This is a genomic window from Singulisphaera chitinilytica, assembly GCF_049331405.1.
Lineage (GTDB): Bacteria > Planctomycetota > Planctomycetia > Isosphaerales > Isosphaeraceae > PoT.
In genome coordinates, this window is record NZ_CP186275.1 from 250274 (window position 1) to 265153 (window position 14880).

The 14880-nt window shown below is 66.3% G+C and carries 10 protein-coding genes and 1 pseudogene; 6 read left to right on the forward strand and 5 right to left on the reverse strand.

Translation table 11 applies throughout. The features are described from left to right. Positions 1-133 precede the first annotated feature (133 nt). From ACOYYX_RS39130 to ACOYYX_RS39140, 3 genes are all read right to left on the reverse strand, one after another. A complete protein-coding gene (locus tag ACOYYX_RS39130; RefSeq protein WP_422931791.1) occupies positions 134-1102 on the reverse strand; it encodes a threonine ammonia-lyase in 969 nt (322 codons plus the stop codon). A 160-nt stretch (positions 1103-1262) separates the two neighbouring features. Next, entirely contained in the window at positions 1263-3056 is a 1794-nt protein-coding gene (locus ACOYYX_RS39135) for a HEAT repeat domain-containing protein (RefSeq protein ID WP_422931792.1), read from the reverse strand. Between the two features lie 314 nt (positions 3057-3370). Then, entirely contained in the window at positions 3371-4957 is a 1587-nt protein-coding gene (locus ACOYYX_RS39140) for a TIGR02996 domain-containing protein (protein ID WP_422931793.1), read from the reverse strand. Positions 4958-5623: 666 nt separating this feature from the next. Between ACOYYX_RS39140 and ACOYYX_RS39145 the strand changes: the two are divergent. Next, a pseudogene (locus ACOYYX_RS39145) lies at positions 5624-6238 on the forward strand (FG-GAP repeat domain-containing protein); the annotation flags it as partial. Positions 6239-6608: 370 nt separating this feature from the next. After that, positions 6609-8543 (forward strand): Ig domain-containing protein, encoded by a 1935-nt coding sequence (locus ACOYYX_RS39150; protein ID WP_422931794.1) that lies wholly within the window; start codon positions 6609-6611, stop codon positions 8541-8543. A 216-nt stretch (positions 8544-8759) separates the two neighbouring features. Here the strand turns inward: ACOYYX_RS39150 and ACOYYX_RS39155 are convergent, their stop codons facing one another. Next, positions 8760-9812: a linear amide C-N hydrolase gene (locus ACOYYX_RS39155; protein WP_422931795.1), complete on the reverse strand. Its 1053-nt coding sequence runs from the start codon at positions 9810-9812 to the stop codon at positions 8760-8762. Between the two features lie 571 nt (positions 9813-10383). On the opposite strand from ACOYYX_RS39155, the gene ACOYYX_RS39160 reads away from it, so the two are divergent. The 3 genes from ACOYYX_RS39160 to ACOYYX_RS39170 are packed head-to-tail and all read left to right on the forward strand — an operon-like array spanning position 10384 to position 11983. Next, positions 10384-10650 carry a hypothetical protein gene (locus ACOYYX_RS39160; protein ID WP_422931796.1) on the forward strand — a complete coding sequence of 89 codons (267 nt, stop codon included), beginning with the start codon at positions 10384-10386 and terminating at the stop codon, positions 10648-10650. 41 nt (positions 10651-10691) lie between these two features. After that, positions 10692-11009, forward strand: coding sequence for a helix-turn-helix domain-containing protein (locus ACOYYX_RS39165; RefSeq protein ID WP_422931797.1), 318 nt, complete (start codon positions 10692-10694; stop codon positions 11007-11009). Then, positions 11009-11983: a reverse transcriptase family protein gene (locus tag ACOYYX_RS39170; RefSeq protein WP_422931798.1), complete on the forward strand. Its 975-nt coding sequence runs from the start codon at positions 11009-11011 to the stop codon at positions 11981-11983. Before ACOYYX_RS39165 ends, ACOYYX_RS39170 begins: the two co-directional genes overlap by 1 nt. A gap of 221 nt (positions 11984-12204) precedes the next feature. Here the strand turns inward: ACOYYX_RS39170 and ACOYYX_RS39175 are convergent, their stop codons facing one another. After that, positions 12205-13716, reverse strand: coding sequence for an RNA polymerase sigma factor (locus ACOYYX_RS39175; RefSeq protein WP_422931799.1), 1512 nt, complete (start codon positions 13714-13716; stop codon positions 12205-12207). Positions 13717-13996: 280 nt separating this feature from the next. Here ACOYYX_RS39175 and ACOYYX_RS39180 point away from each other — a divergent pair, with 280 nt between their 5' ends. Then, positions 13997-14833: a transposase gene (locus ACOYYX_RS39180; protein ID WP_422931800.1), complete on the forward strand. Its 837-nt coding sequence runs from the start codon at positions 13997-13999 to the stop codon at positions 14831-14833. Positions 14834-14880: the final 47 nt, after the last annotated feature.

A 14880-nucleotide genomic window follows, 5' to 3' on the forward strand; every position in this document is an offset into this window, starting at 1 on the left:
GCCCGCGGCGTTATCATGCCCGCGGGCCTTTTTCTCATCCATCCAAGCCAGGCTCATCGGCGCCGTCGGACACGGGGCCTTCTCCGGCCGCGTCAGGGGTGGATGACACCTCGAGGACTGGACGACAGGGTACTTACCCCGGCGGGAAGTTGGAGCGGAAGGTGCAGACGTCGGCGATGGAGACGTTGCCGCCGCAGAGGAGGAGGACGACCTGATCGCCGGGGCGGAAGACGCCGCGGGCTCGGTCGCGGTCGGCCGCGACGAGGCAGCAGGAGGCGGCGGGCTCGGTCAGGTACTTGGTGCGCTCGAGGAGGAAGATCAGGGCCTCCACCGTGGCGGCGTCGTCGACGACCTCGACGTCCCGGACGAGCTCACGGACGTTCGAGAGGGTGAAGTCGGAGACGGCGGGAGCCCCCAGGGTCCTGGCGATCGACGTGATCGCGGGTAGCTCGACGGGGCGGCCGGCGGCGAGGGCCTGGGCCATGGCGTCGGCCCCGCGCGTCTCGACGCCGATGATGGCCGTGCTCGGCTTGAGGGCCTTCATCGCCGAGGCGATCCCGGCGATCAGGCCGCCTCCTCCAATGCTGATGTAAGTATGCGTGACCCCGGGCAGGTCTTCCAGGATTTCCAGGCCGATCGTCCCCTGGCCGGCGGCCAGGATCGGGTCGTCGAAAGGGTGGACGAGGACCCGGCCGTCGTCGCGGAGCCGGTGGGCCTCGTCGAACGCCGCGCGGATGTTCGGGGTCAGGACGACCTGGGCGCCGTAGCCCCGGGTCGCGTCCAGGTAGTTCCTGGGCGTGGTCGCCGGCATGACGATCACCGCGTTGACACCGAGCTCCCGGGCGGCATAAGCGACCGCCTGCGCGTGATTGCCGCCGCTGACGGCGACGACCCCGAGGGACCGCTCGGCCGGGGTCAGCGAGAGCATCTTGTTGAAGGCGCCCCGGGCCTTGAACGAGCCGGTCTTCTGGAGGTTCTCCAGCTTGAGCCAGACGGGGACGCCGAGCCGTTCGCCCAGCGCCGCCGACGAGACGAGCGGCGTGCGGTGGACGCGGCCCCGGAGCCGCTCCTGGGCCTGGCGGATGAGGTCGATTGGCAGCATCGGGACGGCCCCCTCGAGGCGCTGGTGACTTCCTGGGGTCGAGCCCGGCGAACCCCGCCGGCACGGCCGTCCTCGCGACGACGCGGCCGAGACTCGGAACCCTTTTCGACGGGCCAGTGTAGTGAGCCGGCCGATCGGCCGCCAGCCTCGGGCCTTCAACTCAACGGCCGGCGCGGACCCTCGCGGAGATGGCCTGCATCGCCTGGCGGGCGGCGACCTGCACGGAGAAGTCGGAGTCGGCCGGGAGCCGCTTCATCGCGTCGAGCGTCGCCTTGCCGCCGATCTCGCCGAGGACCTCCACCGCCGCCTTGCGACGCCTGGAGTCGCCATCGGTCAGCAGCTTGATGAGGGCCGGCTCGGCGGGCTCGCCGATGGCCTTCAGCGCCTTGGGGGCCTCGACCCAGTCCTCCTCGATCCTGGAGACGAGCGCGGGGATCGCCTTCGGCTCGCGGAGCAGACCGACCTGCACGATCGCCTCGTTGCCGACGACGTGGTTCGAGCCTTCCTTGATGGCCCCGATGATGGCCTTCACCGCCGCGGGGTCGCCCCAGGTGGCGAGGAGCCTGATGGCCTCGGCCCCGGTGAACGGGTTCGAGTCGGCGACGACGCCGGCGACCTCCTTGATAGCCTCCGCCCGCTTCGCGTCGTCCTTCGGCGCGGCGGATCCGGCGAGATCCTTGAGGGCCTTACTGCGGGCGTTGGAATCGGTCGACTTGAGTTCGTAGATGGCCCTGGTCGTGGCGTCGGCGTTGGCCGGGAGCGGCGGGCGCTCGGGGGCCTTCGGAGCGGGGGAGGGGGTCTTGTGCTGGGGCTTCTCGGCCTGGGCGAGCTCCTCGGGGTCGAGCTCGACGTTGGTGACGTGGATGCGGCGGCCCGAGACCTTCGCGTGGCCGAACTTGATCCGACCGGCGAATTCCTGCGGGTCAGCCACCGGCCAGAGCCGTCCGGAGAGTTTTCCCTTGCCTCCGAAGAACTGGGCGGCGGGGCCCTTGTCGACGATGCACTCGCGGAGCTTGTTGCCGACGACCGTGAAGGAGCCGGGCTCGGTGACGCCGTCGACGAAGACCTCGACATAGGGCGGGGGGGCGGCCGTCAGGTCGTCGCCGCGGTCGGCCTTCATCTGGGTGACGAGCTGCTGGGTGCGGGCGATCATCTGGACGAAGTTGATTCCGATGCTGGGGATGGCCACGAGCCGGCTGGCCTGGTCGTTGAGCCGCTTGGCCGCGAGCTCGGCCTGGTTCCCCAGCTTGTCCTTGAGGGCCTTGTCCTCCCTCCTGGTCGGGCGGAATAATCCCCGGGCTCGGACGCCGACGTCGATGATCCGCATGCCGGCTTCCTCGAGCCTGGGCTTGGCGGCGGCGGCCGATTGCGGGTCGTTGATCGTTCCCAGGATGTTCGCCATCTCGTTGAGGCCCGCCACCACGTCCCGCCCGACGGCCTCGTGCTGCGAGAGGTCCCGCATCGGGGCATTCGGGTTGTACGGCAGCAGGATCTCGGGCACGGGGGGAAGGGCGGGGTACTTCGCCACGTCCAGCGCGGCCGTCTCGGCGACCCTGGCTATGGGCTCCGACGCGGGGCCGCCTTCGGCTTCCTCCTCCGCCACGGGCCCGACCTGGGGCCCCTTGTTGCCCGGCAGGAGGAACACCAGCGAGACGACCAGCACCAGCAGCAGGCCGACCCCCGCGATGATCAGGATCGGCAGGTTCGACCCGCCCGAGGATGATGAGGATCGCGCCCGCGACGGGCCGGCCAGGGACGTCGGCGCGGGCGCCGAGCCCCCCTCGTCGTCCTCGTCATAGTCGTCGAGGAACGTCGGCTCGTTCGCCCGGGGAGCGGGCTTCGCGGGGATCAGCATGATGGTCCCGCAAGCCTTGCAACGCCCCTTCTTGCCGGCCAGCTTGTCGTCGACGTCGTACGACTTCCGGCAATTCGGGCACGCGAACGAGATGGCCATCGTCGAGTCCGTCCGTGGGATCTTGGGGGGTCTTGGGGCTCCATGATACATCCGGCATGGATCCATGCAACATCACCAGCACTTCCACACGCGAGTCCTTAAAACGTAATGGTACGTTGGTTACCCACGATTTGACCGCTGCTCTGTCGCATGTCGAGTGTCTTGTCGAGTAAAACACCTCTTATGGCTGCCAACCCGCCGCCCAACTATTCACGACGAAAGGCTTGGGCCCGGGCGGCGGTTGGCCTCATCGCGTCGTGGCGAGACCAGGGGAGGCTTCGGGGTAAGAACCAGCCGGTGCGGGGCGGCTCGCGTCAGCAGCGATCGCTGGGCTGGAAGCGCCAGTCATCCTCATATCCCGCCGGCTCGTGGATCGTGACCCGGCCTCCGAAGCGGGCCTTCAGGATGTCGACAGCCTCGGGCGAGATCTCCTCGTTGCCGAGGAGCCAGAGGGTCCAGAGTTGCGGGGCGAATGGGGCCTCGGCGAGGGATAAGGCACCGGCGTCTCCCAGGCCGCCCAGGCTCAGGACGAGCCGCCGCAGGCTCGTCTCTCCGCGGTAGGAGGCGAGGGCCTGCGCGCCGGCGTCGCCGATCTCGTACGAGGCGTGGAGGTCGAGGCTCTTGAGTCGCGGGAACCAGTGGGCGTCGAGGATCGCCCGGACGGAACGCTCCGTCAGGGCATGTCGATCGATGCCGAGCTCCTCGAGTCCGCCCCAGACCGGGGAGCGGCAGAAGCGCTCGATGCCGGCCTCCGTCACCCGCGTCTCGGAGAGGCTGAGCGCCTTCAAATTCGAGAGCGAGCGCGAGGCCCCGAGCATCCCGAGGTGCTCGTCGGTCAACCTGCTCAGGACGAACGTCAGGCTCTCCAGGCCCGCCAGGGCGGTCGAACGCATCAGGCGGCGGAACGCGATCGTGTCGATGCTGACATTCATGTGGAGCGACTTCATGCAGCCGAGAGAATCCGACGTCATGAGTGCGTCGACCATCTCGGCCCCGACATGCCCCTCCATGCAAATGGACTCGACGTGCGCGAGCACGGGAGAACGCAGCAGGCGGACATACCCATCCGTGTCGACGTCGTCATTCAAGTAACAGATGAACTCGGTGAGCCCCAGGCGGGCGAGCGTCGGGGAGTCGGCTAGGGCCCGGATTCCGGCCTCGCCGAGGCCGCACCTCGTGAGCTCCAGCCGCCTGAGGCTCTCGAGCCGGTCGCTGGAGGCGATGAGCCTGGCCCCCTCGTCGCCGACCGCCGTCCATTTCAGCCTGAGCATCTCGAGCCGGTCACACCAGGGCGAGTCGAGGATCCGCTCGACGCTCCGAGGGCCGAGTCCCTCATGGTGTTCCAGGTCGAGGCCTTGGAGCGAGCGGAGTCGGTCGCTCGCGGCCAGCTCCGCGACGTCGTCATCGTCCAGGGGCTCGAAGGCGGATAACGACTCCGCTCGCCGCCCGTAGCCAAAGGCCCCAGGCCCGTACAGCGTCAGTTCCTTGATGCGGTCGACCCAGGGGCTCGCCAGGAACTCGGCCACGCGCCCGTGAATCCCCCGGATCGCCAGCGACTGCACCGGGTATCGGCCGAAGATCTCGGCCCCATGCTCGAGGAAGGCGTCGAGGTCGAGCATCACCCAGTCGACGAGCCCGCGCTCGATACGCCTGCAGTCGACGACCCCCTTGAGGGGACCGAGCCACGAGCCCGCGTGGGCCTCCAGAAGGGCGTACCGACGATCCCAGGCCCCGAGGTTGTCGTCGCTCACCCAGGGCGTGTCGGACAGGCCGCAGTCGAGCCGGATGAACTCGCCGAGCGGGTCTTGCCGGGCCGACAGGGCATCCGCGTAGGCGAGGCGAGCCGCGAGGTCGCCGGGCCGTTCGAGCACCGACTTCAGGGCGGGTTCGGCGTCGCTCATGAACTCTCCGAAGGCCATGTGAGGGCTAGGTCTCGTCCCATCATGTGCTCCATTCAAGGAAACGTGAAGGCCATCCGGGGCGAAGGGACTCGGCCCTTTTGTCGATACGACCCGATCTCGCCCGGCGCAACAGGATCTCGCGATCGGATCGGGAGAGGCCGAACGACCCAATCAAGCGGCCCGCCCGCCCCCGGAATCCTTCGTGGATGAGCGATCCCTGAAAATCCCAAGTGTTATAGTCGTGCAAACTGCGATTCGATGACGACTCGCCAGGTGACGGTAGGGATCCCGTTCCACGGGCACTCGAATCTCCCCCCCTAAATAGGTTCCAATATGTCGACCTCTCGCCGACGAATCGGCCTCTCAGCGCGGATTCGCCCGCAATCGTCCCGCAGGGAAGTCCCGACGACCGAGCCGCTCGAGACCCGACAACTCCTCGCGATCAACTTCCTCGCGGGGGGCGAGAACCAGACCGTCCTGCCGGATGCCGGGCAGGCCGGTCCGGGGCAAGTCCGCATCTTCGACGGCCGTTCCCTGCTGACGACGGCCGTCGACGGCTCGCCGATCGACTTCAACAAGGACGGTCGGACGGATCAGGTCGCCCTCGGCGTGGAGTACCTCGGCACCAGCACCGCCGGGAAGGCTAGCTCCACGCCCGGCCAGGCGATGGCGACGCCGCTCGTGACCCTCTCCGACGGCAAGCTCCAGCCGGTCGCGCTCACCGGCAGCCCGGGCACTTTCGGCAGGGCCGCCACGGGCGCGGTGGTCGCGGACCTCGACGGGGACGGGACGCAGGACTTGCTCCTCTCCCGAGACGGCGGGGGCATGACGGCCTACCACGGCGTCGGCGACGGCTCGTTCACCCTCCTGTTCGACTCCTCGACGGCTCCCGAATTCAAGAGCCTCGGATTCGCCGGCGGGTTCGCGGCGGGCGACTTCAACGGCGACGGCCTGCTCGACGTCGTGGGGCGTTCGGCGGTCGGTGGGCAGGGGCTCGACGTGTATCGGGGCGTCGTCGGCGGCGTCCTCGGCGGCTTCCAGGCCACGCCTTACGCGAGCCTCGACACCGGGTTCTCCGGCCTCACGGACTCGTCGCTTGTCGTCGCGGACCTGAACCGGGACGGGCACCCCGACGTCGTGGCGACGACCGCAACGGGCATCGGCTTCTTCCTCAACGACGGCCACGGCGGATTCCCGACGACCCCGACCGCGACGCTGGCCTCGGCCGACGGGAATCCCGGCTACTCGATCCTCGCGGCCGACCTCAACAACGACGGCAAGGTCGACCTCGTCAGCACCGTGGGATCCTCGGGCCTGGCGGGGACCTCGTCGCTCGTCCGGGGTCCGGTCAACGTCTATCTCAACACGACGGCCACGGCCGGCGGTGCGCCGACGTTCAACGCGTCGAGCCTGGTTCCCGGCGGCTCGAGCTTCGTGCCGGGCTCCCTGGCGGTCGGCAACTTCGACCTCGACGGCCGGCTCGACCTGGCGATCGGCGACGCGGGCTCGCTCAAGCACTTCGCGGTCGCCCGGGGCTCCCGTCCGGGGTTTCGCGACGGCGACGGAGTTCGTCGGCGTCCGGGCTCCCGCGGGCTTCGCGAGCCCCATCGGCTCGGCGGGCCTGGCGGTGGGGGACTTCAACGGCGACAACATGCCCGACATCGCCCAGGGGGGCCGGCTGATCAACGCCCAGGGCGTGTTGGCCCCGGCCACGAGCTACGCGGTCGGCCTGAGCCTGAACACCACGTACCCGCCGCTCCAGGTGGAGACATCGACCTTCACGAAGCCCGTCGCGGGGGTCCCTTACCAGGCGTACCTGAGCGCCACCGGCGGCGCCGAGAGCGACATCCTCTCGGCGACCATCTCGCTCAGCCCGGACAGTCCCCCGCTGCCCGACGGCCTCAGAATCGACTACGGTCAGATCACCGGCACGGCGACGAAGCCCGGTACTTATCATTTCGTCCTGCGATATGAACAGGTTCTCGCGCCCAACTCCGTCCATCTGATCGGGGATACGCCCGTCACGCTCGAAGTCCTCCCGCCGCCCGACGAGACGTTCACGATCCTGCCGGCGACCCTCGAATCCGCCGAGCGATACACCCCATACCTCCAGTTGCTGACGCCGGTCGGCTCGACCGGGGACGTCTGGTACAGGCTCGCGAGCGGCGAACTTCCCGAAGGTATCACGGTCTCGATCAACGGGCAGATCGGCGGGGTGCCGCAGGTCACCGGGACGTATCACTTCGTGATCGCGGCCCAGGATAGCCTCGGGCGCACGGCCTCGATCGCCTACACGCTCGACATCCCGCAGGTGCAGGCCGGGGACCTGACGATCACTCCGGATACGATCCAGTCAGCGCAGCAAGGGAGTGCCTACAGTCAGCAGTTCACCGCGAGCGGCGGCACCGGGGACATCACTTACGCCCTGACCGACGGTGCGCTTCCGACGGGGCTCACGCTGAGCGTGGCCGGGAAGATCGGCGGGACCCCGACCGCCTCGGGCTCCTTCCCGTTCTCGGTGACGGCCACGGATGCCGCAGGCGCCTTGACGACGAAGGCGTTCACCCTGGCCGTGCTCCCGGCCGACCCGGTCGGCTCGCTCACGCTCTCGCCGGCCGAGATCAACGCCGCGAGGCAAGGGGAGGCCTACAGCCAGAAGATCAAGGCGACGGGGGGCACGGGTTCCGTCACCTTCGCCCTGACCACCGGGAAGCTGCCGGCGGGCCTGACGCTCTCCCAGAACGGCACGATCGCGGGCCTGCCGCTGGTCAGCGGGACGTTCCCGATCTCCCTGACCGCGAAGGACTCGACCGGAAAGACGGGGTCGATCGCGTACAGCCTCGTGGTCAAGACGGCCGAGCCGCTCTCGATCGCGCCGACGACCCTGGACGCCGGCCAGGTCGGCGAGGATTACTCGCAGATCTTGTCGGTGAAGTCCGGGGCAGGGGCCCCGACGTTCGCCATCATCGCGGGGGCCTTGCCGGCGGGCCTGATCCTGACGCAGGACGGCGTGATCGTGGGCACGCCGACGATCGCCGGATCATTCGACTTCACCGTCGGCGTGAGCCGGGCCAACGGCTCGAGCGGCTCCCAGTTCTACACGCTGGACGTGCAGCCCGCGGCGGTGCCGATCGTCGTCCCTCCGTCGGTCATCGACCTGGCTCGCTACGGGTCCAACGGGGGCAAGTCATACCTGGTGGTCACGTACGACCGGGAGATGGATTCGACGTCGGCCGGCTGGACGGGCAACTACACCCTCCGCAACCTCGGCCGCGACGGCATCGCCGGGACGCGCGACGACCGGATCATCCCCCTCGTCACGGCGACCTATGCCTCTGCCAACCACTCCGTCACCCTGGCGCCTCGAGGCCGCCTGCAGCTCGGCAACCATCGATATCAGCTCGTGATCAGCTCCTCGGTCATGAGCGCCACGGGCGTCCGGCTCGACGGCAACGGCAGCGGGGTTCCCGGAACGAGCTACACCCGGACCTTCGGCGCCGAGATCCTCCGCGGCAAGACCCCGCCGACGATCACCCCCCCGGGCCGCACGCCGACGCCTCGCCGGCACCTCGGCCGAGGCCGTTGATCGCGTCGGAGCTTCATCACGACTCACGCCGCGGCCCCAACATGCCGGGTCGGGGTCTTCGGCCTCTCTTTCGGCATGATCGGGGGCGAAGAGGCGCTGGAACGCCTCTTCGCCGAGCACGGCGATTGACGACGCGAGAGCCCGTCCGCGGCGGGCTGAACGGGGCAGGCTTCCCAGAGGCCGGTCAGGCCGCCCGCGCCGGCGGGGTCGGATCGGTCACTTCGACTCGCCGGAGAGCGGCTCGAAGGGCTCGCTCGGCCGGAACGAGGACGAGGCGTCGCCGCTGTACGTCTCGCCCTTGGAGAGGGCCAGTTTCTTCACCGGGGCGCCCTCGGAGAAGTCCAGGGAAGAGAGCGTCACCCAGCAGACGGTCGGGCTCATGGCCGAGTCGAAGTAGATGACCCGGTTCTTGGCGTCGATGACCGACCGCCAGATCGTGCTCGCGATGTTCGGCTTGCCCGGCGTGGTGATGCCCAGCGGGACCGAGACGCCGCGGATGATGCTGAAGAGCGTCGCGACCGCCCGGGTATTCCCCTTGATCTGGGGGATCGACTTGATGAAGTAGGAGGCCCTGACGAAGCGGTCCGCGGCGCGGTAGGTGCCGGGGAGCATGACATCGCCGCCGACCTCGTCCCAATACTCGTTGATGGCGAGCTGCTTGTCGAACGTCGGCGAGTTCGTCATCACCTGGTACTGCCGCCCGTGGTGGATCTTCAGCTTGCCGCCGACGTACTCGAAGACGGCGGTGTCGCCGGTCGGATCCGTGAGGGCCAGGTGCCCCTGCGCCGGGCTCCCGTTGGGCAGGGTGGGCGCGACGATCGCGAACGGCTCCTTGCGGAGTTCCTCCACGGCCTCGGCGACGGTCGCGAACCGGTCGAGGGCATACTGGCACCACTGGCTGATGCAGAGCAGGGGCCTGGAGCCGTCGGGCGTGCCGTAGTCGGACTCGGCCAGATAGAGGACGTTGGCGACGAGCCCCTTCTCATTCATGCCGTCGACGCTGGCGACGTCGTAGATCGTCCCGGCCACGCTGCCATACTTGCTGGTCCAGGCGATCGACTTCGACCCCGCCGCGCCGTCGCGCTTCATGCCGCGAGGGAAGGCGTAGAGGTTCGACCGCGTGTCCTCCATCCAGTCCATCGACCGGGCCACGATCACCTCGCCCTCCGGCCCGAGATACACGCATCGGGTGCAGGCGTCCGCCTCGCGCATCGCGAAGCCCAGCATCGAGGTCGCGGCCAAGAAGGCCGAGAGGATCGTCTTCCACATGGTTGAGCTATTCCCCGCAGGTTCCTGAGAAATTCGCGAAGGCCACCGAAGCGGAGTATAGGACAACAAAATCTCTCATGGGGCTCCGGCGAAAAGATTAGGGTAATCGCTTCAACGATTGTTCCTCACCTCGAAGACCGTCTCGGGCATCGGGAAATTCCTGTTATTCGTCACGTGAAATGGATTGACCTGATTCAAATGTACAGTATAATCACGATGAGATTTTGCAGAGCCCTTGTTGACCTCCATTTAAACTCGTGGTATAAATTGCTTGAACAATCCGATATCTCCCAAGCACATGTGACTTTGTCGCATGTTGCCCTTGCGGCTCGACGCCTAGGTGTCGCGAAACGCATGGGCCTGAACCGGTCCGGTCGGTAGAACGTGTTGCACGATGTTTGACACGCGAGCCGACTGGAACGCCTCCCCTTGGGACCTCGAGCCGCACTAGAACTGCGAGGAGAGGTTCGAAGGAACTTCTGCAACAGCAAAGCAGAGGTTAGGGAGTGGACGGGTCGACCCATGGCAGCGTGCCATGGTGACCTCGGCCGCTACCATTGGGGGATTCGAAATGAACCTTACTGACCAAGGTCGTGAGGATTTTTCTCGTGAGGAATTGTTCCCGAAGTCTCATCTGGAACGACAGCTTCAGTGGCTCATCGAGGCATGGAACCTGCTCGATCTTGAGGAAGATTTCGGTGCGGCCGATAGGGGAGTCATTACGTCTCTGCGGGAGCAAGTGACGGAGGCTCTGGCGGAATCGCCACCTAACATTGCTCTGGTGGAATCGATTACTGCACGGGTTTTCCTGCTCATCCAATCCAACTCTGACTATTGACTCCCCTTCTCCTTTACTGCCAGCATCAATGGATGGTGGTCATGATATATGTTGGCAAGACAGCCCGGCAAGTCCGCGAATCGCTTGGCTTGACCCAGCATGAGTTGGCAGAGCGCCTCGGAATCACGAACGTCCATCTCTCCCACATTGAAAACAATAAGGCGTATCCATCTCCGGCCTTGCTGGCTCGATTCCAGGAACTTTTTGAAATCGACCTTTATGTCGTGGCATGGTGTCTATACGGAGACACGGCCTCGCTCCCGAAGGCGGTGCGAGAGTCTGCTGACCGGCTTGCCCAAGCCTGGAAAGAGAAACTCGGCGAGGTTATTGCGCGTCACCGCAACGTCAGGGCGGTCTAATGTTGCGTCTGCGGTTTCGAACCGTTGATAGCCTTGCCTCCGCACTGGGCACACCACCAAAGAAACTTCAGGAAGTTGCCGGCTCAACGGAGAAATACGTCAAGAGAAAGACGATACTTGGGAAAAGGCCCGGCAAGCGTGATCGAGAGGTTATCTGCGTCGCTGGCCCACTTCGCCAGTTGCAGTTCAACCTTCACACCCGTATACTTCGCCCTCGTCACCGTCCCTCAGTGCATAGCCATGGTGGCATCAAGGGGCGTAATATCAAAACTAACGCTGAGCCACATCTTAGCTCCGTGTTCGTTTACTGTGCGGACATCGCAAACTTTTATCCAAGTATCCACTATAGTCGCGTCTACGACCTGTTTGCCAACCAATTTGAGTGTGCCCCCGATGTTGCCCGCATCCTGACCAGACTCTGCACCTTCGACCATCACCTAGCTATTGGTCTTATCACCAGTCCCATCCTCGCCGACTGCATGCTTGACAAAGTGGACCGAAGAGTCGAGGGCATGTGCCACAAGCACAATCTGGTCTACACCAGGTTTGTCGACGACCTCACAATCTCGGGCATTTACGACATCAAGTCGGGAGCCACACAGCGGATTGTTGGGGAGATCCTGCAATGCCACGGCTTTTCGCTAAGTGAATCTAAGAACGAGGTGAGGCGGTTCTCCGACGAAGGCACTGGAATGACAGGATTGCGCAATAAGGGAGGACGACTTGATGTCCAAAAGCAGTATGTCGAGAACCTACAGGGCTTGCTATCGGACTGTGAGCGGCTGGCGCAAGGTGAAATACCCGTTGGAGAATATGCTACGAAAGATCAAATCGGCGGCAAAATCAGCTTCGTGCGATGGATAAATCGTGGTCATTTGGCCGTGCTCTGGCGACGATTTCGAGCAATCGATTGGAGGGCTGTAGATCGAGAAGCCGAGCGACTTGGATTAGTCTCTAATCCTAGCATGGCGTAGCAGGCTCACACGATTCGTATGTTGATATAATAAAATTAGATCCAAATAACTGCCAATAAAAGTCGTCGAAAAGGCATGGGGCCGGAGAGTGGGTATGAGTGTTTTCGTTGATTGGTCATCAAACATCGTGATGGCATCAGCCCCAGCGATTGATCGACGCCTATCAGCCATTCACCAAGTTCAACCGCAATCGTTCTAGCTACCTTCGCGATGTAGTAAGGTTAAGGCTTCGCGTCGGGGGTGGGCGGCTCGAGGCTCGACAGGAGCCTCTTGCCCTCGGCGGCGAAGGCTGTCGCCTCGCTGGAGCGGCGGGCGGCCTGCCTGGTGCGAAGCTCGACCTCTTCCAACTCGGCCCGCTTCCTGTCCAGTTCCGCCGCGCGGACGTCGACGTCCTTCTGCGAGAGGCTGAGTTCGTTCGGACTGACCACCTTGTTCGCGACGTTCCTCGCGGTGGATTCGTGGAGTTGCGTGACCTTCGCGAGCTGGGCTCCCGCCGCCTTGACCTCGGCCTGCTTGATCCGGATCTGGATTCGGAGCAGGTCGAGCTCATCCCGGAGGTCATCCGCGAAGGCATCCAGCTCGGCCGCGAGACCGTCCACCTCGCCTCGTGCCATGGCGATCGGCTCGAAATCGATCAAGGCCGCGCCGTATTTCTTCGTGAGCGATTGCAGATTCGTCGCCGCAGTCTTCAGCCTGATCAACAAGACGCGCGACGTGCTCACGCCCGATCGGCCGTTCAACCTTGGCAGGTCGTCCCGACCGCGACCCGACGCGCCTGCCGGTGCGACGGCCGACACGCCAGGCTCGGACGTTTGCACCTTGGACTCCGGCGCAGCCACCGGCTTCGGCTCGTCCGTCTGCGCCTTCGTCGAGACGTACCCCACGCCGGCGGTGCCGACGAGCGCGGCGGCGATCAAGGAGGCGGCAATCATCGTCGTTTTCATCGCGGTCATCTCCCCGAGTGTCTTCCCGACCAGGGCGGCGACGGCGACCGGGACCGTCCCGGCCACTCCCGCCCGGATCGCCATGCCGACCGTCGCCGAGGCCAGGGCCGTCGGCACGGCGACCGTGGCTTCCGCGAGCCCCGAGGCCGCGAGGATCGCGACCGACGGGGCCACGCCTCGCCGCAAGAGACGAGGCCGGAGCCTGTCCCGGGCCCCCGCCAGGCGGCTCCGCACCGTGCCGACCGGCCAGCCGAGCTGGCTCGCGGCCTGGTCGTGCGTCAGGCCCTCGAAGTAGCAGAGGACCAGCGGCGCCCGATACTTCTCCGGCAGTCGACCGACCTCCTCATGGACGATCGGCGCCGCGTCGAGGCGATCGACCTCCGCCATCGATCCCCCCGACTCCCGAGCCTGCCCGTCGGCGACGTGCCCCCGATCCCGCAGCCTCGCCGCGCGTCTCCTGGCCGAGCGGGCGACCCGGAGCGCCACGCCATAGAGCCAGGGGCCCACCGACGCCTGCTTGCGGATCGCCCTTGCCCGACGCACGAGGATCAGGAATGTCGCCTGGAAGGCGTCGTCGGCGTCGTTCGACTCGCGGAGCACCTCGCGACAGACCCGCCAGACCATCGGCCCATGCCTCTCCACCAGCGCCGCGAAAGCCAACTCGGCGGCCGGATCCCCTTGCGCGAGGAATCGATCGAGCAATTCGCCATCCGAGAGCCCCGCGACGCTCCCGGCCTCGAACAGCGTCCGAAGCTCCGCCTCCACGACGATCTTGCTTCCTCTCGCCACGGGTTGTCGCTCCCCAGTCGAACCGCGAATTCTGCGAGTAGTGGCGCGAGGATGGCCGGCCAATCTGACTCATTCGAAAAAATTCTCGGGAAGCGCCGCCCGCCTCATCGCCCGCCTCATTCGCAACATTCAGGTGAAGCCCCGAGTCTATCCCTCCGGACGATCTCCAGGGTAGTTGCGAAGCTTAAACCTTGCACGATCTGTAAATTTTCAACCACAACCGAACATAAGCGCCATTACCAGACCTTGAGATGCCAAGAAACCCTGGCTCCTAAAGGTATTGTGTCTACTACAGAAGTTTGCCGTTATCAGACGTAGGTTCGCCTCCCCCGTTACGGCTCCCTGTCACCACAACCGCTCGAGCAGGTTCGGGCTCGGTCTTTACGACGATCGACGCTTCGTCGTCCTGCTCCTGACCGCCATCCTCACCCAGCCGCTGCGGACCGTAGGCGACCTCGCACCGGGGCATCGCATCGATTATCAGCGCGTCCTCTCGCGGGCACCGTGGTCGGGCCTGAGGCCCGGCTGCACCCTCGCCCGCCTGATCCTCGATCGCCTCCACCCGCGCGGGCCCGTATTCCTCGTCGGCGACGACACCGTCGACGGCCACCCAGGCCGGTGCCTCTACGGCAAGGCCCGACACCGCGACCCGGTCCGCTCCTCCCACGCCTATACCGCCCGGGAATACGGCCACCGCCGGGTCGTCCTGGCGGTCCTCGTCCGATTGCCCGGCACGAGCCGCCCCTGGGCGTTGCCGGTGATCGTGGACCTGTATCGCTCCGAGGAGGACGACCGCCGACGCGGCCGGCCGCACCGCACGCCGGCCCGGCTCATGTGCCGGCTGCTGCGGGCCCTGATGATGGAGTTCCCCGGCCGACGCTCCGTCTTCGTCGGCGACTCGGGCTACGGCTCGCACGAGGTCGCGCGCCTCTGCCATCGCCATAGGTCCCGGCTGTCGCCGGTGAGCGAGCTCCACCCCGAGGCCAACCTCTTCGAGCCCCCGCCTCCCTACGGCGGCTTGGGCCGGCCGCGGGCCAAGGGGGCCGCCGGCCCAAGCCCCGCGAGGGGGTGGAGGCCGCGCGGAGTCCATGGGGCCTCGTCGTTGAAGCAGAGCTGACGCGTGCCCTCGACCGCAAATCTGTCGCCGCGGGGCGTTGGTGGGAC